Origin of the sequence: Bacillus sp. FJAT-28004 (assembly GCF_001280845.1) — a bacterium.
Classification (GTDB): Bacteria; Bacillota; Bacilli; order Paenibacillales; family Paenibacillaceae; genus Pristimantibacillus.
The window spans coordinates 685817-711985 of sequence record NZ_LGHP01000002.1; the positions used below are offsets into that span (position 1 = coordinate 685817).

A 26169-nucleotide genomic window follows, 5' to 3' on the forward strand; every position below is an offset into this window, starting at 1 on the left:
GTCATACCTCCTTACATCATCGCGCTATCAGGATCAATTTTGCGAACAATCCAATTAGCGATTAGAATAGTTGCACAACCCAGAACAGACTGTACGAATGCGGCAGCAGCTGCCATCCCCAATGTAGCGGATTTCAGTTGTTTATACACCATGACATCGATGGTGGTAGACACGTTGAACAGAGAGTTGGAATCCCGCGTAACCTGATAGAATAAGCCAAAATCGGTGTAGAATATACGTCCAACTGCCAAGATGAACAGCATGACGATAACGAGTTTGAGCATGGGCAAAGTAATATATCTCGTCTGCTGCCAAATGGAAGCGCCATCAATAACAGCTGCCTCATAATAGGTGCTGTCAAGGCTTGTGATGGTTGCCAGATAGATGACCATACCATAGCCTAAGCCTTTCCAGACATTTAAGAGAATGAGAATGTAGGGCCAGTATGCCGGCTCCATATACCAGTTAACAGGATCGCCACCCATATTGACGAGCATTTGATTGAGAATTCCTTTATCAAAACTCAGGAACGCCCAGCCTACCGCAGAGACGACAACCCATGATAGGAAATAGGGGAGGAACATCATCGTCTGATAGACTTTACTCGCTTTGCGGCTGTGGAGCAGTCCGATCATAATAGCGAGTAGGACGGGTAACACAATACCTAGGACGATAAAAATAATGTTGTATCCAATGGTGTTTCGAATAATGATCCAAGCGTCATTCGACTTGAATAAGAACTCAAAGTTTTTGAAGCCTACCCAAGGACTATTAAATACATTGCTCAAGAACCCGCCGCTAATTTTGAAGTTTTTGAAGGCAATAATGATCCCGAACATAGGTAAGAAACAAAACAGGATGTACCATATCGTCGTAGGCAATGCCAAAAGAGTTAGTTCTGTATCCTGCTTGTGCCAACGAATGGGTAAGCGCTTTCTTTTATTTTGAAGTTCAACTGTCGATTTCATGCCTTTCGCTCCTTTCGGTGTTATCTAGGTTGTATTGCTTTTGTTGAATTCATTGTATAGCAGGAGGATTCAATTCTTCTAGATAACAAACTTGATACTATAGTCAACAAACGTTAGATTCGGAAAATCTGTTTACGATACCCGGAGAGACTTCTCCCCTTCGTCAGCATGATAATGCAGCTGAGGTAGTTAGTGACGGCGTACCCGATCATAGGTTCCTTTTGAAATAACCAGGATTGACTCCGGTTACGGACTTGAAAGTTTTGGATAAGTGATGAACATCCGTGAAACCGCAATATTCACTAGTTTGTTGAAGGGACATGCCTTCCTTCAACAGCTCCTGAGCATGCTGGATACGCAATTTCAGTAAGTATTGATACGGTGTCATATTGAATTGTTTCTTGAATAGTACGGTGAATCGAGACGGGGAAAGTTCTGCTCTCCTTGCCATATCGCCAACATTGATGGGTTCGGAGATTCGAAACGCTAAATATGACGTAATCCAGTTCAAGAAAGGACGACGAGTCGACGAGCTAGCTTGAGGCTTCATACAACTTTTAAAAAGCACGGTCAGAAATTCGTAAGCCAGTTGGTTGGCTTCCATGATGCCCAAATAGGTTTGTGATTGCCAGCATTCGATGATCTTGAAGACAAGGTCACGCAACTTAAGCGAGTGAGGAGTTTCGAGTTTGAATGGAATGAGTAAGGATTCGCAATCATGCAATCTAGGTTGTGCATAGGTGGAGTAGGGTGACAAGTCCAATTGTCCTGGTCGCGTGACAAAGCTATTTTCTTTCAGCGGATTATAAAAGAAATCCAGATGCACGTAAGGATTTATCGTATCGGTAATCCCTTTAATCGTATGTACGTCCCCGGGCTGAAGCAAACAGAGATCTCCTTCGTTCAGGAGATGAACGTTACCATTGACCTGGATTTCGAATGAACCCTCCTGTACGTAAAAGATGATGTAATCCAGCAAATTACGCTCTCCAAGGAAAAAGGGCGGACGGATCGCATAATCCGATTCGCGAATATAGGGAGCGATGACGTAGTCCTCTAATTTCATCATATTGCGCCTCTTTTCAAATAAAATAATCGTTTTATACATAAAAAATAGATCTTATATATACAGGAATAAAGCTTATATTCCATTAAGATGAAGGTAGATTGTTGTTCAAGTATACCATGATCTTATGGGAGGTTATAAGCGTGAAAGAGGCGTATAAGGGTACTAAAATGAGAGAAATTAGTTTTCCGCTTGGAGGGATCGGTAGCGGAAGCATCGGTCTTGCGGGCAATGGCCGGTTGGTAGACTGGGAAATATTCAACCATCCCAACAAGAAGAGTTTCAACGGTTTTAGCCACTTCGCGATAAAGGCGGAGCGGGATGGCCAAGTGCTGGACGCACGGGTGTTGAACGGGGATATGCAAGCGCCTTACGTCGGCGAGCATCTTCGTGGCGCTCCGCTCCATAGTGGGTACGGATTCGGACCGGAAAGCCAGACGATGGCGGGCATGCCGCATTTCCGGGATGTGGAATTCAGGGGCGAATTCCCGTTGGCCGGCATGTCATTTGCGGAAATCGATTTCCCCGGACGCGTCGAATTAGTAGCCTTTAACCCGTTCATACCGCTCCAAGAGGATGACTCGAGCCTTCCCGCGGCTTTCTTCGAGTGGGAAATCGAAAATACGGACCACGAACCGATTGCGTATACGTTATGCCTCTCGGCTGGCAACCCTATTCCGACGGAAAAGGTAAATCACCGATACAGCGTTAACGAAGGGACCCAAGGCCAATATGTGCATATGATTAAGCTAAACTCCGACCAGCATGGCAACGATCACCCTCAGTTCGGTGATATCACCCTGTCAACGGACGCGGCTGATGTCAGCTACCAAGAATTCTGGTATCGCGGCGGCTGGTGCGACAATCTCGAGATGTTCTGGCATGATTTCACGCGGCAAGGACGTTTGCACAATCGGCAGTATCCCGAGACAGAGCCGCCTTTGGTTCGCAAAGACACGGCATCGATTGCCGCTCATATCGAGCTGAAGCCCGGCGAGAAGAGAAAAATTCGTTTCGCGATCAGTTGGAACTTTCCGAACGTGGACAATTATTGGAATCCCAATCCGGAAGGCCTTAACGGCTGGAAAAATTATTACGCGACGCTGTTTGGGGATTCCAGCGCGTGCGCAAAATATGCTTTCGAGCATTGGGATCGTCTGTACGGAGAGACTGTTAAATTCAAAGAAGCGTTGTTCTCGTCGACGGTACCGGACGTCGTCAAGGATGCGGTGTCCGCGAATTTATCCGTGATCAAATCGGCGACAACTTTGCGTCTGACCGACGGTTCTTTCTATGGATTCGAGGGATGTATCGAAGATACCGGATGTTGCGAAGGTTCCTGTACGCACGTATGGAACTATGCTTACGCGCTACCCTTCCTGTTCCCTCGGCTGGAACGCAGCATGCGGGATTTGGATTTCAAGTACAACAAACGCGAAGACGGCAGAATGTCATTCCGGTTAATGCTCCCGCTCGGACGCGAGAGGATGGACTTCCGTGCTTGCGCCGATGGCCAATTCGGCGGCATTATTAAAGCTTATCGAGATTGGAAAATATCGGGCAATACGGAGTGGCTTAAGTCCGTCTGGCCGGAAATCAAGCAAAGCATTACGTACGCTTGGGCCGACAGCAACGAGGACAGGTGGGATCCGGATAAGACGGGCGTTCTGTCGGGCCGGCAACATCACACGCTCGACATGGAGCTGTATGGCCCGAATTCTTGGCTGAGCGGATTCTATTTAGCCGCCCTTAAAGCGGGAGCGGAGATGGCGGCGTACTTGGGCGAACGGGAAACCGCGGACGAATTCGACGGTCTGTTTCGATCGGGGAAGCGTTGGATCGACGAGCATCTGTTCAATGGTGAGTACTATGTTCAACAAGTCAATTTATCGGATAAATCGTTACTCGATCAATTCGACTCGGAGACTGTCAGCACGTATTGGAACAAAGAACGAGGGGAAATCAAATACCAGATTGCGGAAGGCTGCGTCATTGACCAAGTAATCGCACAGTGGCACGCTAATTTATGCGGTTTGGGTGAAATTTTCGATAAGGAACAGACGCGCACGGCATTGAAATCGTTGTACCGGCATAATTTCAAATCCAGCATGCGAAGGGAAGCGAACACTTGGCGGTTGTACTCTCTTAACGACGAAGGCGGACTCGTGATCTGCACGTGGCCCGAGGGCAGCGCTAAGCCGGCAATTCCGCTCACCTATAACTCGGAGACGATGACCGGTTTCGAATACCAAGCGGCTTCACACATGATTCAAGAGGGGTTCGTCGACGAAGGGGTTTCCATCGTTCAAGCGATCCGGGACCGTTACGACGGCGAGAAACGCAATCCTTGGAACGAGATCGAATGCGGCAGCAACTACGCGAGATCCATGGCGAGTTACTCCTTGCTGCAAGCCTTCAGCGGATTTGAATACGATATGGTCGAAGGCATGATCGGATTCAAACCCGTTCAATCGGACGCGGATAAGTTCCGTACGTTTTGGTCGCTCGACATGGGCTGGGGCATTTACGAGCAAAGCGTTCAACAGACTCGGTTACAAATATTGGGTGGCAAGTTGGTCTTAAGATCGATTGGATTTCCCAAAGATAGAATCGAAACCATTGAACGAATCGAATTAGGCGATGCCAATTTGGCTTACGTCGTCGTGGAGGGCAAGATTCATTTTTCCGAGCCGATCGTCATTGACGAGGAAAACATGCTTGTTATCAAGCATACTTAGACGCAAATCCAGACGACCTCCAATTTGTCGGCATTTGTGAACCTAAAAAGGCAACCACCGTTCTCAAAACGGTGGTTTTTTATTTTGGTTTAATTTGATGATCAAGTTAGTCACGGACTTTAATTTGGAAAAGGAACGAATGGGAGGAGGAGGCAACGACAGCGTGTATCGGGCCACCGATTCAGCTCAGCAAGAAGTGGCCATTAAAATTGCTCATTACAGAAAACCAAAAGAGATCAACACGTTAGTTTACCGCTCATCACGAAATCGATATTAACCCTTTATATAATTCTGAATGATTTACGGTAGTTGAGCGGTGAAATGCCCTGCCATTTTTTAAAAATATGGCTGAAATTATGTAAATCATCATAACCGACCAAACCGCCAATATACTCGATTTTATAATCTGTCTCGCGTAAATAGCGCTTTGCAGCTTGATGACGCAAATCTTGCAAATACTTCTGCGGAGACATGTCAAATGTTTGTTTAAATAAACGAATAAAATGATCTTCACTTACGTTAAGGCGCTGCGCCATCGTTTTATTCGTATAGGGCAAGTGGATATTCTGTTGAAGTTCTACCTTCAACCCAAACAGCAATTTCTCATAAGCAGAAGAGGATTGCCGCTCGGACTCATGAGGCAGGCTCAGTAAAGTCGCAAGAATGAGCTGCATATATCCGCGACAGACCAGAAAAGAGTCCGATTTGCTGATTTGATACGATCTAGAAATATCTTCCATCAACCTAACGATCTCTTGTGGAACAGATCGGTAACAACGGGCAAATACCAACCTTCCATCGGCCGTGTTTGGCCAGAAGCAGAACGATTCCTCCTTAACTTGTCTCTCTGAAACAACCATATCTCCGTCAAATTCGATATCCAGTTCATCATAGAGATCGAAGTGAATTCCCAGCAACCGTACATTGGGCGAAGTCATAGTAACAATCCGATGCTTGACGGCAGGGGGCAGAATGAGCAAATCCCCGCTATAAAAAGTAATAGGCTCAGCACTATCCTCAAAATGTACGGCAATACATCCCATGTACACATACATAAGCTCACCATCATATAGTCGTCGGGTAAGACCCTGAACAGGAGGAATATTTTGGTGTTCAGCCCAGTGAATGCTTGGTGCGAAAGCGCGAGTGTCGATCATCCGGGTATGGGGTTGCTTGAAACTGAAATCCATCCGAAAATGCCACCTCTTTTTTAACGGAGATTCACAACTTTAATTCGGAAATTGACAAATACAAGTGAATTATTCTTATGATAGCATATTTAAGAATCTGAAATTCACAAAAATTAAAGAGGTGTATTTATGGAAAATCCATTGGATTGTGCAAAGGTTAGGTTGGGCGTTATTGGAGTTGGCCCTCGGGGCAGAGGTTTGTTCAACTTGCTGCTGACGATGGAGGAAGTGGAAGTTGTTGCAATAAGCGATTTATATGAAGACAGATTGCAACAAGCTGTTCAGGATGCGCATTCCATCAACCAAGCGATTCCGGACACTTATAAAAATTATAAAGATCTGCTGGCTCGAAGCGACATTGAAGCCGTGATTGTGTCGTCTTCATGGACTAGCCATTTGGAAATCGCGATTGCAGCAATGAAAGCAGGCAAATATGTAGGTTCTGAAGTCGGGGGTGCCGCATCGCTTGAGGAATGCTGGGAACTAGTGAGAACGTCAGAAGCAACAGGGATGCAATGCATGCTTCTGGAGAACTGCTGTTTCGGACGCGAGGAAATGGCAGTATTGAATATGGTGAGACAGGGATTATTCGGTGAAATCATCCATTGTCAGGGCGCATATGAGCATGATTTGCGGGATGAGGTTGCTATGGGAATTGAGAATAGACATTATCGGATTCACAACTACCTTAACCGAAACGGCGACGTATATCCTACCCATGGACTGGGACTGGCAGCGGCTTGCTTGAACATTAATCGCGGAAACCGATTTATCAGTCTGACATCGATTGCTTCCAAGTCCAGAGGAATAAATCTTTGGGCAAGCGAACATCTTGGCAAAGATCACATAGCAGCTCGCTCCAGGTTCACGTTAGGCGATATCGTGACGACGATGATACAATGCGCGCATGGCGAAACCATTTTATTGACGCATGACACTTCCTTACCGAGGCCCTATTCAAGAGGCGGACGAATTCAAGGAACGAAGGCTATCTGGATGGAAGACGGCAATGTCATTCACGTTGAAGGAACGAGTCCGGCGCATCAATGGGAAGCGTTTGACGGCTATAAGGAAAAGTTTGAACATCCATTATGGCAGAAATTTATGATAGACGGCGTGCAGGGCGGTCATGGAGGTATGGATTATTTGTGTCTTCGCGATTTTGTGTCAAGCGTAGCGACCAGATCCGTTCCGACGATCGATGTGTACGATATGGCATCTTGGATGGCAATAACCGTGTTGTCAGAACAATCGGTAAATGCCGGAGGGAATGCAGTAAGTTTCCCTGATTTTACAAACGGGAAGTGGATTGAACGTACGGATAATATGATGGCAGGGACTTTCTAGTCCGGTTAAATTACGGCTATAACATGCGAATAAACCTTGATCGGCTTCAATGCCAATCAAGGTTTTTTTGTTCGAAAAGTATTGAGAACGCGCAAGAAAGCAGGTTTATTGCCGATTGAGGCGGATAATGCCGATTCCGCCGGAACGGCAAGCATATGGACTGAGAACGCAATGAAGCTGATCTATCGGGATAACACGAAACCTGAGGGGGCATCGGACGAGATTCGGATGGTCGCGGCCAAGAATGAATATGAAAGCGTTCAAATCGCACTGAGGAATAGTGCTACGAAATGGAATTAAATATCCACTGCAGAAATTATAGATACATTTTGTTTACAAGCTAGAGAACTATTATTAACATCCGTGTTTTATAACTAATAGATCCAAATGAATTTAAGAAGAGAGTCTCGTTGATTCTAATTTCGGCTAAAACGCTATTCTAAGGTTAGGGTGAATACATGAAAGCTGCCTTATTTATTAAAAAAGAAACTGCGGTGGCCCTTTTGTTTCTTACTCCGAGTGTAGGTGGGTTCGCGCTATTTTATGCCATTCCGTTTGTTATGGGGCTTTTTTATTCCTTTCTGGATAGTCCAATAGATGGTGCATTTGTAGGCTTACAACTACAAGGCCTTGTTTGCAAGCTCTTCATTTCGCAAGGCGGCCGCGAACACTACTCTTTTTACAAGCATTAGCGTGCCGCTTATGCTTGGACTCTCTTTAATGCTGGCACTACTTCTTAATCAAAGCGTCTATATGCGCAAATGGTTGAGAACGGCATATATTCTCCCGCTTGTCGTGCCTGTCGCCTCGATTGTTTTTATTTGGCAAGCATTCTTCGATTGGAACGGAACAATCAACGCCTGGCTGCACAGCTGGGGAATGAACCGGGTCGATTGGATGAATTCAGATTGGGCGATTGGCGTGGTGACCCTGATCTATATCTGGAAAAACATCGGTTACAATGTCATTTTGCTAATAGCAGGGATTCAAAGTATCCCAGAAAGCTATTACGAAATCGCCAATTTGGAAGGAGCAAGATCTTTCACTAAATTGCGCGGCATTACACTCGTCTATTTAATGCCAACGATGTTTTTTGTTGTTTTGATGTCAATCATCAACTCGTTTAAGGTGTTTCGAGAGACATACCTGATTGCAGGCGACTACCCGCATGACAGCATCTATATGCTTCAGCATTACATGAACAATATGTTTTTATCGCTTGATATTCAGAAGCTGACTGCGGCAGCAAGCTTAATGGTCGGCAGCATCATGATCATTGTTTTGGGACTTTATATAATGGAACGGCGTTTTCGCAACTTTATGGAATGAACCATAGGCAGGGGGAGAAGTGGATGTACAAGACAGCGTTATTGCGTAAATTCACCTTAACCTTTGCATTGCTTTCCCTTGCATTGGTTATGCTCTTTCCGATTGTCATTACCTTTACCAACTCTTTCATGACAGAGCGGGAGATTAATCTAAACTACAGCCTCATTGGAACGATTACGGACTTAGGAGGACGGGATGTTTTTATCAATTTGAAGCTTATTCCTGATTGGGTGTCGTTTGGGCAGTTTGGCAAGATCATGATCCAATCCCCCAAGTTTTTATTGATGTTTTGGAATTCAGTATTCATGGTGGTTCCCATTATCCTGGGGCAAACAATCGTTGCGGTACTGGCTGCCTATGCCTTTTCCATGCTGCGCTTTCCGGGCAGGGATATCTTGTTTTTGGTATATATCCTGACAATGCTGATGCCGTTTCAAGTCACTCTGGTCCCCAACTATATTATTGCTGATAAGTTAGGTCTATTGAATAGATCAGCTTCGATTATTTTACCGGGTATTTTTGCTACATATGGTGTGTTTTTGCTGCGGCAGTTTTTTTTGCATATCCCCAATCCTTTAATGGAAGCAGCAAAAATCGATGGGGCAGGTCATCTCAGAATTTTTTTCAGCATTGTCCTCCCGCTTGTAAAGCCAGGTGTAGCGGCGTTGATTATTTTATTGTTTGTGGATTATTGGAATATGGTGGAGCAGCCGCTCATTTTTCTCGATGATCCATTCAAATATCCGTTATCCGTCTATTTGTCCAATATCCTGAAAGATGAGCGGGGCGTTGGTTTTGCTGCATCTTTGTTGTATATGAGTCCGATTGTACTGTTGTTTCTCTATGCGGAATCTTATTTTATCAAGGGTGTTCAGTCGTCAGGTATCAAAGGTTAGGGGAGATCTAACAGTGGAAACGGAAGTAAATGAGCTAACAGAGGCTAGAAAAAAGCGAAAAATAAGGATCTTTGCCGGAATATTCTTCGGGATATTACTTATGCTTACGTTATTTAGCAACACGCTGCTTACTCTCACTTTACCGAAAGTGCTGACGGTACAGCCCGTTCAAGGCAGCCTTAGCCATATCATTGAAGGTAACGGGATACTGAAGCCTATCGAAACAGCCGAATTAAAGGATGATACTGGCTGGAAGGTCAAGAGCATACGAGTGAAAAAAGGAGATCGCATCGTCAAAGGGCAAGTTCTGATCACCTATGAAAGCAAAACAGCGGAGCTGCAGATTGAAGATGAACGAACGATTCTTAAGCAACAAAGCTTGCGTTTGGAAGGTTTATTCGAAAGCTTTATTGACGCGAGTAGGAATGGAGATCCTAAGCTTATTGAAAGTACAAAGCGTGAGCTGGAGATTCAACGGCTGGAGATCGAAACTCATGAACGTAAAATACAAGCCTTACAAGAATATCTGAAAAATAATCAGCAAATTCTTGCTCCATTTGCTGGCATTGTTACGAAAGTTAATGCAATAGAAGGCGTCCCAACCCCCGTAGGACTGCCTGTTATCAATCTTTCCAATACTAGCAAGGGATTTAGTCTCACCTTGATGTTAACAGCTAATCAAGCTGCGCTGCTAAATATCGGAGATAGTGTGGATGTGGATTTGAAAACTCGTAAAGTCAAAACGATAACAGGAGAGATAACAGAAATACAAGATATCCCATCCGAAGATTCTATAGCTATAACCAAGCTAAGCGACAATACGCTTTCAAAAAGCATACATATCACATTACAGGATGCAAGCTTAAAGGGTGATGAAAAAGGCAGCATCAAATTAACTAGATCCGTTTCAAATGAAAATGAGACTGTACTTATTTCGAATGCGGCTATTCACGAGGATCGTGACGGCAAATTCGTCCTGCTAATTGAAGAGAGAATGGGAGCGCTTGGCAATAGCTTTTATATTCGTAAATCCTATATCGAGGTCATGGACACAAATGAAACTGAAACAGCCGTGCTGCAAGGTGTTTTTTTGATGGACAAAGTCATCATAGAGAGCAGCGAGCCTCTGCAGGAAGGCGACCGAATACGATTGCGATGAGAGAGCTTAGGGTACAGGGACTTTTTTTGTTTCGATAATATAGTTTAGATACATTTTGTTTACAAATTATAGAAGTGTTATTAACATCTTTGATTTAAAGTGTTATTACTATCGTTGTTAACGATAGCAACTTAAAGTTAAAAAGGAGATTAGAAAATGAAAAGAGCTTTGCTCATTTTTATCAGTACGATGCTCATGATTTTTATCGCGGCTTGTCAAAGCAGTGATAGCGGTAGGGAAAATAGTGAAGGCCAAGGAGGAACAACTCAGCCGATAAATGAGAAGACGACCGATAAAGCACAAAATGAAAATGTGAGCTCACCTAACGCAAATCCCCAATCGAAAGGTGGGAAGAAAACCATTGTTTTCTCAACATTTTGGGAGAACGATTTTATTATAGAGGTCAAGAAGAAGTATGAAGCGGATCATCCGGATATCGAGATCGAGCTTATGTATATACAATCGATGGATGGTATCAAGGGAAAGGAAATCTCGGATAATTTCGTAAAAAAGATGAACACAGAGCTGTTATCCGGGAAGGGACCGGATATGGTTATGATGGACCAACTGCCTATGGATATCTATGTGAATAAGAACATTCTCGCTAATTTGAGTGAAATGATGGATAAGGATCCGACGTTCAAAAAAGATCAATATTTCAATAATATTTTGGAAGGCAACAAGTTTAATGGCAACATCTACGGTATTCCGCTCAGTTTTTTCCTGTATGGTCTCGCTGGGGACGAAGAAGCAATCGGGAAAACAGGAATAAAATTTGACGACCAAAGTTGGAACTGGAGTCAGTTTGCCGAGGTGGCCAAAGAGTTGGTGAAAAAAGGAGATCGGCAATCTGCGCTTTTTAGCTCTCAGGAAGATTTCTTAAACGAAATGGTAAAAGATAATTACTCCTTGTTCGTGGATCAAGTGAACCGGAAGGCTAACTTTCAGTCCGAGACCTTTATTAAATTAATGAATCAAGTAAAGACGATGTTCGATGACAAGGTGGTTACATATGAGCCAACCGAAGTTTATTTTGTGCCAACTCAGATTAATTCGCCAGCAGATTATATACTTACTTTAAGGGAAAATTTCGATAAACCAAAACTATACACCAAACCAAATGTAGACGGACAGAAGGCCGGTGATTATTTCAGAGCTTATCAAACGATCGGCATCAATGAGAAATCAGCTGTAAAGGAGGAAGCGTGGGATTTCTTGAAATTTCTTTTGACCGAAAATTTGCATCCTTCAGCCAATGCAGCCTTTCCACTAAATAAAGCGCAATATGAAAGGCAAGTGAAACAATTGATAAAAGACGGTAGTGTTAAGGCTCATGAAGAAGGCCCTTTGCAAGGAAAGACGATCCCGGTGACGGAAGCGGATATTGTTGGCCTTGACAAGCATATCTCCAGTGCGATCTATTCTGTAGCGTTCAAGCCTACTAAGATCCAAGAGATGATTTCTAACGAGTCCAAAGCTTTTTTTAGCGGACAAAAATCTGCCGAAGATGTGGCGAAGCTGATTCAGAATCGGGTTACTACTTATTTGAATGAATAGCATATATACCTTTATCGAGCAGTAGATTCCAAGGGAAGCATGATTGATTTCGTACTGTATGGAAACGGGAGCGCTCGTATATGTAACGAGCGCTCCCGAAGGTTAAGAGGCATTATAGGTTATTATCTTACGGATACTGGGCTAACCATTGGTCGGTTCCGACCGGACAAGATTCGGATGTAATCATCTGTTCTCCTTGGAGCTGCGGGTTGCCTGTCGCGTTGTAGCAAACAATGAATGAACGGCGGTGATGATCCGACTCGTTCGCAGCGGAGCTGTGCAGCAGATTGCTATGAAAGAACAGCGCAGAGCCCGGTTTCATCTCGCAGTGAACAAGTTCGAATAACGATTCGATTTGCCCGATGCGCTTTGCATCTGCGCCGGTCTGCTCGCCGACTTTGCCGTGTTCCAGCCTGCCAAGCTTATGGGAGCCGCGCAGCACGCGCAAGCAACCGTTCTCTTGGGTAGCGGCGTCCAGCGCGATGAACACGCTCATCATATGTGGATAAATGAACCCTTGGCCGTACCAATAACCGTAATCCTGGTGCCATTCCCATGCCCCGCCGGAATGGGCTTCTTTCAGCATCACTTTGCCGTGAAAGAATGCGGCGTCCTCACCTAACAGTATACGTACGCCATTGACCAGCCGGGGGGAGACGGAGACAGCCGACCACATATCGGACCCGAGTTCGTGCCAAAGTGCCAGTCTCGCTTTCCGGCCAGAACTGTCCATATTGCCATAAGCAGCGGCGGCGACGCGATCACCGCCTTCCACCTCGCGAATCATTCTGCTGACTTCCTCGCTGGAAAATAACCCTTCTACCAATAAATACCCGTCTCTGTTGTAACGATCCGTTTCTTCATGCGTCAAATACATAGCGTCTTTTCCTCCTCGACTGAATTGAATGATGACTAGAATGATCTTCTATCCATTCCATAACTACTCCTTTAAAGATCCAATCAACACACCTTTCACAAAATACTTCTGCAGGAACGGATAAACGAGCAAAATAGGAACGGTAGATACGATAATAACCGCGTATTTAATGATTCTTTTCGCCTGCATAGCGTCAATATCGCTGGAGGTGATTAACAGATTGTCCACGCGGTTCTGAATCAAGATTTCCCTTAAAAATAACTGGAGCGGGTACATTTCTCTGTCCCGTAAATAAATGACCGCACTGAACCATGAGTTCCATTCTCCGACCGCGTGAAACAGCCCCATAACCGCCACGATGGCCATCGACAGCGGCAGCACGATTCTGAAATAAATGTAAAAATCATTAGCCCCGTCTATTTTGGCGGATTCAATCAACTCCTCGGGAATGCTCTGAAAGAACGTTCGCATCACGATCAAATTCCATGCTGAGATCGCACCCGGCAACACGATCGCCCATACCGTATTCAAAAAACCGAGCGATTTCACTAGCAGGAAGGAGGGAATAAGGCCGCCGCCGAAAAACATCGTAATGACAATAAGGATCATCATGAGCTGCTTCCACATCAAGCCTTTCCTGGATAAAACGTAGGCTCCCATAGATGTTACCAGCAAACTGATAGACGTTCCGAGAAGAACGTAATAGATCGTATTTCTATACCCGATGGCCAAATTGGGATTCTGAAAAACCAGCTTATAACCGGCCAGCGTCGGCTCGATCGGATAGAAGAGAATGCCTTTATGTGCATAGAGACTGCCGGGATCGCTAAAGGAAGCGAACAGGACATATAGCAGCGGATACAATGTCGCGATCATGAGCAGGGTCAATAGCGTTACATTGAACATATTGAAGAGAGAGCCACCCAAACGTTGCCTGCTAATCATCGTTAGTCTCCTTACCAAAGACTGACATCGTTCAGTCTTCTGCTCAATCTATTGGCACAGTACAACAAGATGAAGTTGATGATCGAATTAAACATTCCGATGGCGGCGCTGTAGCTGTAGTCGGCTTGCTCCAGCCCCCGTCTGTACACATAGGTAGAGATGACGTCCGCGGTATCGAATGTAAGCGGATTGTATAAGAGCAGTACTTTCTCCCAGCCTACGGAAAGCAAAGAGCCCATGCTCAGAATCAACAGGATGACGATTGTCGGCATAATGGAAGGGATTGTGATATAGATGACCCGCTTCAATCTCGAAGCTCCATCGATTTCCGCGGCTTCATACAGATGAGGGTTGATGCCTGATAACGCCGCCAAATAGATAATGGTTCCCCAACCCAATTCCGTCCAGATGCCCGAACTCACATATATCGTCCGAAACCACTCTGGATTCGTCAGCAGGCTGGAGCGTTCTCCCCCGAAAAATTCGATCATATCGTTGATGAATCCCGTCGAACTCGTAATGTCTATGATGATGCCGGAAATAACGACAACGGATATAAAATGAGGCAAATAGGTGATCGTTTGAACCGTTTTTTTGAAAAATTCAGCCTTCAGCTCATTTAAGAGTAATGCCAATATAATCGGGGCGGGAAAACCGAAAAGCAGACTGTAAAAGCTGAGCAAAAAAGTATTCTTCAGAAGTTTCCAAAAATAATAACTATGAATAAAATCGTTAAAATGCTGGAACCCCACCCACGGGCTGCCCAGAATTCCGAGTGTTGGCTTGAAATCCTTAAAGGCGATAACCGCGCCATACATCGGCGTATAATGGAATACGATGTAGAAAACAATCATCGGCAGGGCCATGAGGTAGAGGTATTTGTGGAGCTTGAAGTCTTTAATGGCTCTGGTCATGAACATACCCACTCGCGGTCCACTCCAATCTGAGCAATGACTTGCACGGGGAAGAAAAACGTCCGATTCATCGTTTCAGCGATTCACTCCCCGTATTGAACCGAATCATCTCTTGTTCAGCCTCTCGATTGCATGCTGATAATTGTCAGTAACCTCATCGATTCCAAACGACTTCACCTGCTTGACATAATCGTCGAATTTGTCTAAAGGCTCAACACCCATAATGAACTTCAATGTCATCTCGCTTATGTAGGTCTGGGCATCCGTCATCGTTTTGGTATTTGTCTCTTGCTCGTCGATCGTGAAGATAATGCCAGACGGCAGCTTTAACGCGATATCCGCTTGGCCCCAGAGCTTCCAGGCTTCGTGCTGCTCCGGCCAAGGGTACTGCATTAAATTTTGACGCATATCGATGTTTTGTTTTAACAGGTTGGGGAAATACAATGAACCGATTTTAGTCGGATCTTCCTTGTACTTATCCGTAAATTCAGGTTCACCATTCACCAGTTGATAGGATTCCCCTTCAATACCCCAGTTCGTCAGCAATTTACCTTCCTCAGAGTAGAGGTAGTCAAACAATTCGATGGTTTCCTTCGGATACTTATTGTTCGTCGTAATATATTTGATTGAGCTTTGATCCACATACCAGCCGTAATCGTCTCGAATGTGCAGTTTCTGGCCTTTTCCCGAACGGGAATAGGTGCCGGTACAAACTTGACTCCAGCTTGAATCTCATCTTTAATCGAAGCGTACCAATAAAGATGCATATTGCCGACCGCGCCGACCACGCCGTTTTGAACCATAGGCACGACATGATCGTTGAAGTTTTGAGTCGGATAATCTTTATGGATCAGACCTTCGCTGTACCATTTATGCAACGTTTCCAAGTACTGCCTGTATCCTGGTTCAATCGGAGCGAATTTGACGACGTTATCCTCCTGATAGAAACCGTCTGCGGGAACATTGAACGCACTTGCCAAGAACGAGCCCGGGTTCGATGTGGACCATGATAATGGGGCCTCCAGTTCGAATTTTTCTTTGAACGTTTTGAGGACGTTATACCAGTCATCGACCGTTTCCGGCATCGGCAGTCCCGCTTGGTCGAGCAGATCCTGGCGGATCATCGGGCCATTATAGGCATTGCCCTCATCGATCGACATCTCATTACTGATTTGAGCACCGAATCCGACCAGTTGACCGTCGTCGTTTTTAAGCATCTTGGCAACCTGAGGGTCAGCCTCCATGATTTTCTTTAAGTTGGGCGCATATTGGTCGATCAGATCCTTCGTATCGATGATCAACTTATCCTTGATGGCTTGCCCGGGTCCACCTTTATACGCGTCGAAATTGCCGACGATGACGTCAGGCAGATCGCCGCTGGTCACCATGAGATTGAATTGCGCCGCTTCTTGCCCCACCGGAGGGTGGATAAATTCCAGATTGATCCCCGTTCTTTTCATAATTTCTTTGGCCGCGGGCGTTTCCGCCATGTTATTGAAAAACTGGACATCACCTTCCTGTAGTCTCATAAAAACTTTAAGTGTAATCGGTTGTTTTTTGCCATCCGAATTACTTGGGTTCGTATTGGCCTTTTCGGAAGAATCTGCAGTAGAATTTGCCGTTTCATTCGAGGCCTGGCTGCAGCCTGCGACCGCCATCAATATGAGGCTTAGTAGCAATAAGGTTATCGTCTTTATTTTCTTTTGTATGAACAACGCAAATCCCCCTTTGACACGGCATGCCCTACCGAGAGGGCATACCGTGTTCGCATGTTTTAATGATAGGAAGCGTTACTTACCTATTTGGTTTCTTGGATCAATTGGAAATATTGATCTGCACGTACCACTTCATATTCCGGACCGAGCTGCTGCGTAACTTCCAGCAGATCGCTTGGCGTGAATGTCCATGCCATCACGGCAAGTGAAACGAACTTCGGCGATTTGCCGTCCCAGCTGTCCTTCTCCTGCTTAAGCTTGTCAAGAAGTTCTTTCTTCGTTCCTACAGGGCGAAGAATCGACTGGGGCGTCTTGCCGTTCAAGAACGAAATGTTCGACTTGTCATTGAGCATCATCATGATCCCTTGTGGTTTGAAATAATCCGTATAAGCCTGTGCCTTGAAGTCTGTGAGCGGATTATTATCCAGATTTAAGATGTAGGTGACGCCGAAGTCACCTCGCTCCATGTATGACTTTGATTGCTTCATAAAGCTTCTGAAAGTTTGATCCGGCCACTGGCCTGGATAGAAGTAACCGACGCCAGATGGTCCTGCAATAAGCAAATCATTGACGGATGCCGTCTTCTGGTAATAACCGAGTATCGCCGGCGCCGCATCTAGCAGCAGCGGACTTATGGTCCAGTTGATCGGTACTTTTCCTCTGTTCGGATCATCCCATGCTTGTCTCAACCGATGCTGATTGTATTGCAAATTATCGCCTTCGCCCATATTGTACGTGACATAGATTTTATTTTGCAGCGGCACCTTCGGCGCCGGCTTCTGCTTCATCACCGGGGCGCGCGTGCCGGAAAAGACGGTTAAGTTCGAGAAAAAGTCCGCCGCGAGCACATAAATACTGTTCTGTGACAGCATCTGCGTAGACTTGAATTCGCCTTCCACATCATGATCGAACCAGCCGAGGTATGGCGTGCCCGGTTCGCAGTCCTTGATGATCTTCTCGAACAGCTGCTTCTCCTGTTCATTCGTGGCATCCAGCCAGAACACCATCGCTTTGTTGGCGACGGCATAGTCCCTCAACATGCCATAGGACTTGCGATCTGCGTCTTCCCAGGCACGTGGAGCCTCATTCGTCGCGGACACCTTAAATTCGTTCCACATGTCGACCGACACCGTATACTTCGTCGATCCTGCAGGCGGAGTGAACTTGTATACCCAATATCTATCTTGATCCGCATACCGGTGGCCTTCATAACCATCGCCTACAACCGAATTTTGACGGTCGTACAAATATTTAGCCTCGGCCTCCTGGCCCGGAACGAATGTATCTATGACGGTATCGTCCGCTTTGACCGTAACCTGGTGGACCGCTGGTCCCCAGCCGTCTTCTTCAAACGAATCGTCGAAACGTAAGTAAATATCCCCCCCAGGCACATAAGTAGATAAGTCAAGATCGTAAACCTTTCGGTTCGAGCTATTTTTAATGGGCTGTAACTCCTCAATGACCGTTTTGAATTGTTCGGGAATTGACGTTGAAATGTTCACTTTAACACTCGGGGTAATCCCGATCAGCATGCGATGCGTCGTATAGGGCCACAGGTTCTCGTACTGCCAGGTATACGCATCCAAACGGTCCTTAAAGCGGCCGCGCAAATCATCGATTACCTTAATCTTCTTCTTATACCTCAACTGAATGCTCTCTGCCAGCTCTGGGCTGACAACGATGCCGCTGCGCAGTCCCGCCAACGTCGTAGCCACGTTAATCGAATCCTGTACCTTCGGATCATAGATAATGATACCGTTAATGCGATGAATGTATTTGTCCAGAAGTTTCCAAGGATCCTCGTACATCTTCGTTGGAAGGTTCAGCGTCTTGAGCCAGGTAACGACCGTTTCCTGATCTTCAATAACATAGATGCTCGGGCGTTCACGGTTCACAAGACCTTGCAGGGTGACAAGCATCATTCTCATGTCTCCGGACAGCTTTTGCTTCCCCATATCGATGACATCAAGATGCGTTGCTTTGGCGAATGAAGGTAACTCTTGATTTACAGGCCACGTGATGCCATTCGGTCTATCCTTTTGGGGTGAAGCTGAACCCGCCGAGGCGAAAGATGTAGTTAGGATGATTGCCAGGATGAGAACGATCCACTTCTTGAACACAACAACACTCTCCTTCTTGGACATTAGAATTTCTTCTGAATAAATCTGCTAAAGTTATAACGAGCGCCCGTTACAATGCTTAGTATAGGATCTATCCGTCGTTCATGTAAGCCCTTACTTTTTATCGGAGACTGGAATTATTGCTTCTGAGTAGATACGCCACATTTTTACACGAAAACGTGAATATTTAATTAAACTTCAAAATTTGTATCCATAAAAAAGGGCGTCACCCCTTAAATTTTCCGGGTGTAACGCCCTCATATTTCTTGAAAAGCCTGATAAGCGTGTCTCGATTCGTGAAGCCCACACGTGAAGCAACTTCCTTAATGGTGCAATCATTCGCAGCCATCATTTCTTTAGCTTTCTGAACTCGTACCTTTTGGATATACTCGAGCAATCCTTCTCCTGCATGCTGCTTAAACATTTTAGAGAGATAAGGCAAGCTTACATGAAACTGTTCCGATATCATGGATACGTTTAAATCCGAATTGTGATAATTACAATGCGTAAACGACATAATCTCAGCGATAAGCGTACTTTTATTGCTTTTATCCGTACCTACAACATACTGCTCGATCTCATCTATAATTGCGAATATCTCCAGCTCAAGCTGCGGAAGTGTCTTGCAGTGCAGCAGGCGGTCAATGGGATTTAGGATTTCCAAAAACTCTTTTTCCAGCTTGATGCTAATTCCGCTTAAAGAAGTGATGACAGTATGTATCAAGGCAAACATATTGCACTTGACGATATTTATCGGCACTTGTTTGGAGTTGTTAACGATGGTTTCGGAGATCACCTGTTTGGCGCTCTGATAATCCCCAACCTTTATGCAATTGGCAAATTGGTATTCTTTAACCACGGAAAAGTCATAATTCATGCTTCCTTGTTCACTAGTCTGAATGTCCTCATAATGGATGATGCTTTCACTTCCAAAAATTAGCTTGTACTCGATGGCTTCAATGGTCTCGTTATACGCTAATTTAATATCCTCCAGTTTTGAGTACAGCCTGCTAATGGAAACCGAACAAATGATGCCGATTCGATTCGCGAATAATTGAATAGCTTGTTCGGCAATTTCAATGACTTCATCCTTTTGCTTCGTTTTATCATGCTCTTTGATATTCACCAGGCACACCATGAACTGATCCACTTCCAGGACAAATCCGATATTGTTATGCTGTCTGAGGTAATCCTCCATAACATTCTTCATTATGAAGTGAACCGGTTCATGAGTGACGTTGCTGGTGCTGGTATTTTCCAGATAAAACAAGAGAAGCGCATAATGATTGGATTCGAATTTTATGTTATAGGCATCAGACAAGTCCGAAATAGAAATGCTGCAATCCTGATTTCCTTTCATGAGACGGATCAAGAAGTGATCGCGAAGCGTTTCTTTCTGCAGCCTGTATTTTTCCTCCACAGACTGCTTTTCCTCCACAATATTGGAGACCATCTCTTCGATAAATTTATATTCATTGCAATGGACCTTGGGAAGAATACCGGACTTCTCACCGATGACGTTTAACAATTTACGGAGCGGGCCGTAGTTTTTTCGGGAGAATAGATAGGTCAAAACCCCGCCCAGCACAAAGATCAGAATCATGCCGGACAATGCCAAATTGCGGATAACGACGGCTTTGTACATAAACAGATTACTTGGAATGGCGGAAACATACTTCCAGTCCGTGATTTCGGATGGGATGGAGGAAACGGTCATATTTTTCCCGTTCAACTTCACGTGTGTCACGCCAAGATCCGATAGCCCGTCATAGTTTAACTCTTTATAATCTGTAGGTTGACCCGTCGTATAGATGAGTTGATTGCTGCTGTTGATGATGGAGAAGGTTTTCCCGTCACTCGAATCCATAGTTTTAAAAGCGCTTTCAAAGATGGCATTGTTCAATTGAATAAATATCGTTGCCAACGGCTTCTCCGGATTTTTAGATATATAAGGGACTAGGGAAGTGGCAAAAACAATCGTACGCCCGGAAGCGTCCGCATCCTGGCCGTTCATGTCCAATGGTAAATATTGATTTGAATGATACCCTTTAATAAATGAATCCCACTCACGGCTGCCCATGTTGTAACTGCTGTAAAATTGCCGGTAAAAGGCTTCCGAATTAAATACCCCGTTAGTCGATAAGATCATGTCGGTATAATTAAAATAAACGTAAAACTGACTAAGAAATTGATTTGAAAGCTTATACGTCTCGAATTCCTTAAACAGCCCATAATTGGTATACCTTTGATTCGTATCCAATGAAGTCCGTGTATTCATAAGCGCTTTGACTCTTGAATCGATTCCGACTCTATTCGTTAATTGTCCGATATCTCTAAGCCGACTGTCTATGTTCTGCTGAATCTGCTTTATGATAGCTTCGTCCGCTCTGTTTATTTCCTGTTTAATCACTTCCAGCGTTTTGAAAAAAAAGACACAACCGATCATGACAGGCACCAACAAAATAAATAAATAAGGAAGCACAAAGGAGACCAGAAAGGTTCGCTTATTGAACAGGAATTGCCTTTTCATATTTTTGATATTGTTCTGCAAATGAATGAGGTCCCCTTTCAATAATCGTTGCTAATCTATATTCACATCATTACTACATCAACATGCTTTAATCCTTTATTTTCCGTAAACATTATTAGAATCGTTGGGCAAAAAAAGACAAACCTCAGTTAGATACGAACTAACAATTGGAGGTGCAGTTTTTCTATTGTCTTAGGGTCTTCGACAGCAGCTCCCTTTCTTTATTAAGCTACCCGGCAGGATTGTTTGGTCTAACGATAGAATACTATCCAAAACCGAATGGGAGTGGATAGAGGATGAAATTGCTATTAATATTCGGACCTCAGGCAGTTGGGAAAATGACGGTTGGTCATGAATTAGAGAAAATCACGGAGTTGAAACTCTTTCATAATCACATGACTATTGAATTACTTTGTCCGTTTTTAGGATTTAGTCCTGAAATGTGGGAATTATCCAATCTGTTTCGTCAGAAAATGTTTGAAGCATTCTCAAAGAGTGATTCGTACGGAATGATATTCACATTTGTATGGTCATTTGATTCGAAAGAAGACTGGGAATACGTAGAGAAGGTTTGCGGAATTTTTGAGGGAAATGGCGGAGAAGTTTGTTTTGTAGAACTCGAGGCTGATTTTGATGAAAGAATTGAGCGTAACAGGACCCCCCGTAGATTGGAACATAAACCTTCAAAAAGAAATATCGAACAATCCGAACATAGAATGAGAATTGCAGCAGAAAACCATAGGTTAAATTCATTTGAGGGAGAAATCGAAAGAAAAAACTATATTAAAATCAACAATACCAATTTGACTCAAGAAGAAGTTGCTAAAAGTATTAAAGAAAAGTTTAATTTGTAGAATAACCCTAACATTTTACAAACAAGTCATTGCACTAATGGGTAACGATAGTGGAACATACAAGGGGCAGCTTGCTATGGCAGTTGCTCCATTTCTTTATTAAGTTAAGGGGCAGTTTAGTTCAATAGAACCGTACATGAATCACAACACTCCTCTCGAATTTGTAACTTTATAAACTTACGACAGGAGGGTTCGTTTTGAACGTTCGGAGTAGTGTAAAGGGAATCGTAATTAAAAATAATAAATTATTAACCATCAAGAAACATGATGATGTATTCGATGTTGACTATACTTTACCAGGTGGCGGTCAAGAACATGGTGAAAATTTACTTGAAGCCATTCAGAGGGAGTTTTTAGAGGAAGTAGGATGTCTTATAAAAGTAAAGCAATTCGTGTTTTTAAGGGAGTACATTGGGATTGAGTGGATTCCAGTAACTATCTCCTAGATAGAGGAAATAAGGAGGAATACTTGCATTGAAACACTGCAATAAAATCCATATAATCGGTGAAGTTGGAAGTGGTAAAACTTACCTCGCGGGAAAATTATCGCAACAACTAAACATCAATTACTATCAACTTGATAATGTCGTTTGGAGAAGAGGCGAAGATAGCGATACTCGAAATCCTCAAGAAGTGCGTGACGCAATTCTTAATGATATTGTAAATAAGGAGAAATGGATTATTGAAGGTGTTCATTACAAATGGGTTCAACGAAGTTTTGAGTTAGCGGACGTAATCATCTATCTAGAAACAAATGTTTTTATACGTGATATACAAATGTTAAAGAGATTTATAAAACAAAAACTTGGACTAGAGAAAGGGAATTATAACCAGACGCTTAAGAACGTGTATATCATGATTAAATGGAATCACAAATTTAATACAGAACGAAAACCATTAATTGATAAGATATTATATTCGTTCGACTACAAAGTACATAAATTCAAAAGCAATAAACAAGTTATACAGTATTATCTCGATAAGAATTGTTGAACTAATGGGACACGTTAGTTGAATAGTACTCAACGATGAGCAGGGCTGCGGTAGCCTGCTCATTTTATTAATCTAACAGGCTGGATAGTTCGGAGAAGATCATTCGCTTTTGCGGATGGTCTTCTTGATAATCCATGGATGCAATATTTTTGGGTATGTAAATATTTCCTATGCCTCCAGAAACTATATTTAAGAATCGCTCGTTTATAAATTGCGATCAAAATATCTTAAATGGAGTGAATATAATTGAAAAACTTGTTGATAATCATCTCCGTTGTTGCCTTCGTGTTGGCTGGGTGCTCAGGAGATACAAAGGTTGACGAGAAAAACATCGTAAAAGCGGCCCAGATTGGGCCGAAAGCGGAGACGGCCGAGGACGATTTCGTGTATCGACTCGTATCGGAGAAATCCGTTTACGCCGAAGGCGAGAGAGTGGAGCTTTATGCGGAATTGGAATACGTGGGCGAAGAGCAAGAAATTAAAATCGCGCACGCCTCTTCACCGATTTCTTTTCCGATGAAAGAGAAAACGAGAGGGTTTGAGATCGGATATACGATGTCTCAACCTCGTATCGTTACCACATTAAAAAAGGGAGAGCCACTAAGGGAGCAGTATAAAGGCAGTGGCGGATATGGATCGCAAGATCCGAAGGAATATGTTGATTTTATTAAAGCTGTGGCGGAGGCGTCCCGAAAAGGCTCTCTCCCGTCAGGTGAATACGTGGTCGCTGGGGTAGCTGAGTTTGAACCACTATCAGGATCGACAAAGAATGAGGATATCCGCATGAATGTGAAAATCGAGTTTATAGTGGGAGAGAATAAAAATAACGAATGATTAGACTAATTTTATTGAACTAACGGGTAACGATAGTTCAATAACACATATGATGAGCAGGCACTACGGTGGCCTGCTCATTTTATTAAGCTAACGGGCAGGATAATTGAGGAATAAGTGTTAGAAATAACATATATTGTGATACGATTAATAAGATAACAAGATAATGGAGGTGTATTCTTAAGTGAAGCAAAAATTAGCCCTTTTTTTAATAACATCTACTTTTTTTAGTGTTTTAATCGCTTTAGGAGGAGGAGCTTCAGCACCTTTCAGTGGTTTTTCATCGGTAATTAAAGCTAGTATATTGTATGGAGTTTTATGCGGCATTTTATTTACGTTTATAGTCTTGTTTTATCAATGGTATTATTTGAGAAACATGGGATTGAATAAAAACGGTATAAGTGTAGTAAACTCAATTGAATTTGAGGCAGAGGGTGATAAAGAAGAAATATTCACAATATGCTTAGAATCAATTAATTGTTTAAAAAAATGCCAAATTGGACAATTAAATAAGGGTAAGGGTATTTTCTCGGTCAATATTGGAATAAATTGGCGTACCTGGGGAGATATCATACACTTTGACATAAAGGGAATAAATGAAAATAAATGCATAGTTGAAGTTACAAGCAGACCTAAAATGGAAACAACATTAATTGATTTCGGGAAAAACTTAGAGAATATTATAAAAATAACAAACTATCTTAAATCTAAAACAAAAATTAAAGTAGTGCAGAATGGTAGTAACATCATATTATAGAGTATTTAAGTATTCCGCTAACGGGACACGATAGTTGAATGAACGCAGTGTAAACCAGTCCGTTTCAGGGACTGGTTTTTTTCTATACGGTGATCACCCTCAGACTATAAAATGATCGTTTTTTAGAATTTATAAACATCAATTTAAAATGGAGAACGTTAGTTGAACAACAAAGGAGCAGTTTGCGGCAGCTGCTCCTTTCTTCTAGCCGGTGAAAGTCTCGTTGTTGCTTTGAAAACTCCCCAATTGTCTATTTTTTGTCAGAAAATAATCCCATTAAGTTTACCATTTTAAATACTTTACCTGTTAAACTCTGATCCTTCAGCTTGTTCAAGCGGGATACAGACGCTTATATTGCATTTAATCCGACTCAAGTTCACGCGCATCCTTAAACATTAATATTACCGCTGAATAAGACTGCGGTCATTACGCAGCATTCCGCGTAAGTCATGCCAAGACCGAACCACAGTTCGAGGACTGCGTAGAGACCCGCCGCTGAGCCCGCAAATATGCCGATGCACGCGAATAGTAACGCGATGAATACGAACATGTGGCCGCCAGTGTTTGGTTTGTACAATGTTTTTTTTTCCGGATTTAGAATTAACGAGATYCGCTCCATAGTCRCCARAAGCACGCGTGACTTGTTTAGTTTTTTTCTTTTATTTGGTGACAAAGTTATCTCCCCTAATATCTTGTTATATTCTTTTTCGGAACTTGGACTGGTTAAGTTAAGGCCTGAAGAGATTCCAAGGGCGAAACTGGACGAGCAACTGGCGGGGGCAGGCATAAGATAGCCCGATTTTCTAAAGCTTTTTGCTCAATTATTATTAAACTAACGGGCAACGATAGTTCAATATCACACATGGATGAGCAGGCGCTGCAGTGGCCTGCTCATTTTATTAAGCTACGGGCAGGATTGAAGAGTAAATTATAGAATATTTTTACTAGATAGATTGCCAAATAAGGTGTGATAAAGGTGAAAATAAGTACCAAGCTTTTAACTGAAGTGATTAACAATTGGGACCCTATCGGTCTGTTAGCTGGAGGTGCTCCACAGAACGAGTATGATATAGAGATCAATCAGATTGCACAAAAGTCTATAACATGTACAAATGAAATAGAATTAGCARAACTTWTATACAGAGTGTTCAATGATATGATGGGTGTGAAGCTAGACCACCTAAGTTGCTTAAAGCAGGCATTTAAAATAACTGATCGTAATAACAATACATTATTCAACTAACGGGTAACGATAGTTGAATAGTACACAACGATGAGCAGGCACTGAGGTAGCCTGCTCATTTCATTAAGCTAACGGGCAGAATAGCGCAATATCAACAATTTTAATTCAATTTTAGAGGAAAAAGGAGCAGAATAAAG

The 26169-nt window shown here is 43.4% G+C and carries 22 protein-coding genes and 1 pseudogene; 12 read left to right on the top strand and 11 right to left on the bottom strand.

Annotated elements, in window-relative coordinates; genetic code table 11:
• Nucleotides 1-11: 11 nt before the first annotated feature.
• Nucleotides 12-968, bottom strand: a complete 957-nt coding sequence (locus AC787_RS25010) for an ABC transporter permease (protein WP_054027676.1) — start codon at nt 966-968, stop codon at nt 12-14.
• A 208-nt stretch (nt 969-1176) separates the two neighbouring features.
• The gene (locus tag AC787_RS25015) at nt 1177-2037 is read right to left on the bottom strand and encodes a helix-turn-helix domain-containing protein (RefSeq protein WP_054027677.1); all 861 of its coding nucleotides are present in this window, start codon (nt 2035-2037) and stop codon (nt 1177-1179) included.
• A 140-nt stretch (nt 2038-2177) separates the two neighbouring features.
• Here AC787_RS25015 and AC787_RS25020 point away from each other — a divergent pair, with 140 nt between their 5' ends.
• Complete coding sequence (locus AC787_RS25020) at nt 2178-4772, top strand: GH116 family glycosyl-hydrolase (protein WP_235561113.1); 2595 nt, start codon at nt 2178-2180, stop codon at nt 4770-4772.
• A gap of 281 nt (nt 4773-5053) precedes the next feature.
• Here AC787_RS25020 and AC787_RS25025 read toward each other — a convergent pair whose 3' ends face one another.
• On the bottom strand, nt 5054-5962 hold the full coding sequence (locus AC787_RS25025; protein WP_054027678.1) for an AraC family transcriptional regulator: 909 nt from the start codon (nt 5960-5962) through the stop codon (nt 5054-5056).
• Between the two features lie 129 nt (nt 5963-6091).
• Here AC787_RS25025 and AC787_RS25030 point away from each other — a divergent pair, with 129 nt between their 5' ends.
• The 6 genes and pseudogenes from AC787_RS25030 to AC787_RS25055 all read left to right on the top strand — a co-directional run bounded on the left by AC787_RS25030 (nt 6092) and on the right by AC787_RS25055 (nt 12250).
• Nucleotides 6092-7309 (top strand): Gfo/Idh/MocA family protein, encoded by a 1218-nt coding sequence (locus AC787_RS25030; RefSeq protein ID WP_054027679.1) that lies wholly within the window; start codon nt 6092-6094, stop codon nt 7307-7309.
• Between the two features lie 36 nt (nt 7310-7345).
• The gene (locus tag AC787_RS25035; protein WP_054027680.1) at nt 7346-7609 is read left to right on the top strand and encodes a hypothetical protein; all 264 of its coding nucleotides are present in this window, start codon (nt 7346-7348) and stop codon (nt 7607-7609) included.
• A 158-nt stretch (nt 7610-7767) separates the two neighbouring features.
• Nucleotides 7768-8638: pseudogene (locus AC787_RS25040) on the top strand (carbohydrate ABC transporter permease).
• A gap of 23 nt (nt 8639-8661) precedes the next feature.
• A complete protein-coding gene (locus AC787_RS25045; RefSeq protein WP_054027681.1) occupies nt 8662-9534 on the top strand; it encodes a carbohydrate ABC transporter permease in 873 nt (290 codons plus the stop codon).
• Between the two features lie 13 nt (nt 9535-9547).
• Nucleotides 9548-10693, top strand: a complete 1146-nt coding sequence (locus AC787_RS25050) for an efflux RND transporter periplasmic adaptor subunit (RefSeq protein ID WP_054027682.1) — start codon at nt 9548-9550, stop codon at nt 10691-10693.
• Between the two features lie 156 nt (nt 10694-10849).
• On the top strand, nt 10850-12250 hold the full coding sequence (locus AC787_RS25055) for an ABC transporter substrate-binding protein (RefSeq protein ID WP_054027683.1): 1401 nt from the start codon (nt 10850-10852) through the stop codon (nt 12248-12250).
• Between the two features lie 127 nt (nt 12251-12377).
• On the opposite strand, the gene AC787_RS25060 is transcribed toward AC787_RS25055, so the two are convergent.
• The 7 genes from AC787_RS25060 to AC787_RS25090 all read right to left on the bottom strand — a co-directional run bounded on the left by AC787_RS25060 (nt 12378) and on the right by AC787_RS25090 (nt 21372).
• On the bottom strand, nt 12378-13127 hold the full coding sequence (locus AC787_RS25060) for a phytanoyl-CoA dioxygenase family protein (RefSeq protein ID WP_054027684.1): 750 nt from the start codon (nt 13125-13127) through the stop codon (nt 12378-12380).
• A gap of 63 nt (nt 13128-13190) precedes the next feature.
• A complete protein-coding gene (locus AC787_RS25065; RefSeq protein WP_054027685.1) occupies nt 13191-14072 on the bottom strand; it encodes a carbohydrate ABC transporter permease in 882 nt (293 codons plus the stop codon).
• A gap of 11 nt (nt 14073-14083) precedes the next feature.
• Complete coding sequence (locus tag AC787_RS25070; protein ID WP_235561114.1) at nt 14084-14986, bottom strand: ABC transporter permease; 903 nt, start codon at nt 14984-14986, stop codon at nt 14084-14086.
• Between the two features lie 105 nt (nt 14987-15091).
• Nucleotides 15092-15532 carry a hypothetical protein gene (locus tag AC787_RS25075; RefSeq protein ID WP_054027686.1) on the bottom strand — a complete coding sequence of 147 codons (441 nt, stop codon included), beginning with the start codon at nt 15530-15532 and terminating at the stop codon, nt 15092-15094.
• Entirely contained in the window at nt 15526-16701 is a 1176-nt protein-coding gene (locus AC787_RS25080; RefSeq protein WP_054027687.1) for an extracellular solute-binding protein, read from the bottom strand. The genes AC787_RS25075 and AC787_RS25080 overlap by 7 nt, the downstream gene beginning before the upstream one ends.
• Nucleotides 16702-16784: 83 nt before the next feature.
• Nucleotides 16785-18845 (bottom strand): GxGYxYP domain-containing protein, encoded by a 2061-nt coding sequence (locus tag AC787_RS25085; RefSeq protein WP_152970746.1) that lies wholly within the window; start codon nt 18843-18845, stop codon nt 16785-16787.
• A 202-nt stretch (nt 18846-19047) separates the two neighbouring features.
• Nucleotides 19048-21372 carry an AraC family transcriptional regulator gene (locus AC787_RS25090; RefSeq protein WP_054027689.1) on the bottom strand — a complete coding sequence of 775 codons (2325 nt, stop codon included), beginning with the start codon at nt 21370-21372 and terminating at the stop codon, nt 19048-19050.
• Nucleotides 21373-21647: 275 nt separating this feature from the next.
• Here AC787_RS25090 and AC787_RS25095 point away from each other — a divergent pair, with 275 nt between their 5' ends.
• The 5 genes from AC787_RS25095 to AC787_RS25115 all read left to right on the top strand — a co-directional run bounded on the left by AC787_RS25095 (nt 21648) and on the right by AC787_RS25115 (nt 24789).
• Nucleotides 21648-22205, top strand: coding sequence for an AAA family ATPase (locus tag AC787_RS25095; RefSeq protein WP_054027690.1), 558 nt, complete (start codon nt 21648-21650; stop codon nt 22203-22205).
• A 197-nt stretch (nt 22206-22402) separates the two neighbouring features.
• Nucleotides 22403-22651 carry an NUDIX domain-containing protein gene (locus AC787_RS25100; protein WP_054027691.1) on the top strand — a complete coding sequence of 83 codons (249 nt, stop codon included), beginning with the start codon at nt 22403-22405 and terminating at the stop codon, nt 22649-22651.
• A 28-nt stretch (nt 22652-22679) separates the two neighbouring features.
• Nucleotides 22680-23198, top strand: coding sequence for a hypothetical protein (locus tag AC787_RS25105; protein WP_054027692.1), 519 nt, complete (start codon nt 22680-22682; stop codon nt 23196-23198).
• 246 nt (nt 23199-23444) lie between these two features.
• A complete protein-coding gene (locus AC787_RS25110; RefSeq protein WP_054027693.1) occupies nt 23445-24032 on the top strand; it encodes a hypothetical protein in 588 nt (195 codons plus the stop codon).
• Between the two features lie 184 nt (nt 24033-24216).
• On the top strand, nt 24217-24789 hold the full coding sequence (locus AC787_RS25115) for a hypothetical protein (protein ID WP_054027694.1): 573 nt from the start codon (nt 24217-24219) through the stop codon (nt 24787-24789).
• 388 nt (nt 24790-25177) lie between these two features.
• On the opposite strand, the gene AC787_RS25120 is transcribed toward AC787_RS25115, so the two are convergent.
• Nucleotides 25178-25366, bottom strand: coding sequence for a hypothetical protein (locus AC787_RS25120; RefSeq protein ID WP_152970747.1), 189 nt, complete (start codon nt 25364-25366; stop codon nt 25178-25180).
• Nucleotides 25367-26169 lie beyond the last annotated feature (803 nt).

Coding starts and splice junctions, on each gene's coding strand:
- AC787_RS25085 (WP_152970746.1), bottom strand. CDS start 18,845: ATGTCCAAGAAGGAGAGTGTTGTTGTGTTCAAGAAGTGGATCGTTCTC.
- AC787_RS25025 (WP_054027678.1), bottom strand. CDS start 5,962: ATGGATTTCAGTTTCAAGCAACCCCATACCCGGATGATCGACACTCGC.
- AC787_RS25030 (WP_054027679.1), top strand. CDS start 6,092: ATGGAAAATCCATTGGATTGTGCAAAGGTTAGGTTGGGCGTTATTGGA.
- AC787_RS25045 (WP_054027681.1), top strand. CDS start 8,662: ATGTACAAGACAGCGTTATTGCGTAAATTCACCTTAACCTTTGCATTG.
- AC787_RS25010 (WP_054027676.1), bottom strand. CDS start 968: ATGAAATCGACAGTTGAACTTCAAAATAAAAGAAAGCGCTTACCCATT.
- AC787_RS25065 (WP_054027685.1), bottom strand. CDS start 14,072: ATGATTAGCAGGCAACGTTTGGGTGGCTCTCTCTTCAATATGTTCAAT.
- AC787_RS25055 (WP_054027683.1), top strand. CDS start 10,850: ATGAAAAGAGCTTTGCTCATTTTTATCAGTACGATGCTCATGATTTTT.
- AC787_RS25070 (WP_235561114.1), bottom strand. CDS start 14,986: ATGACCAGAGCCATTAAAGACTTCAAGCTCCACAAATACCTCTACCTC.
- AC787_RS25015 (WP_054027677.1), bottom strand. CDS start 2,037: ATGATGAAATTAGAGGACTACGTCATCGCTCCCTATATTCGCGAATCG.
- AC787_RS25095 (WP_054027690.1), top strand. CDS start 21,648: ATGAAATTGCTATTAATATTCGGACCTCAGGCAGTTGGGAAAATGACG.
- AC787_RS25060 (WP_054027684.1), bottom strand. CDS start 13,127: ATGTATTTGACGCATGAAGAAACGGATCGTTACAACAGAGACGGGTAT.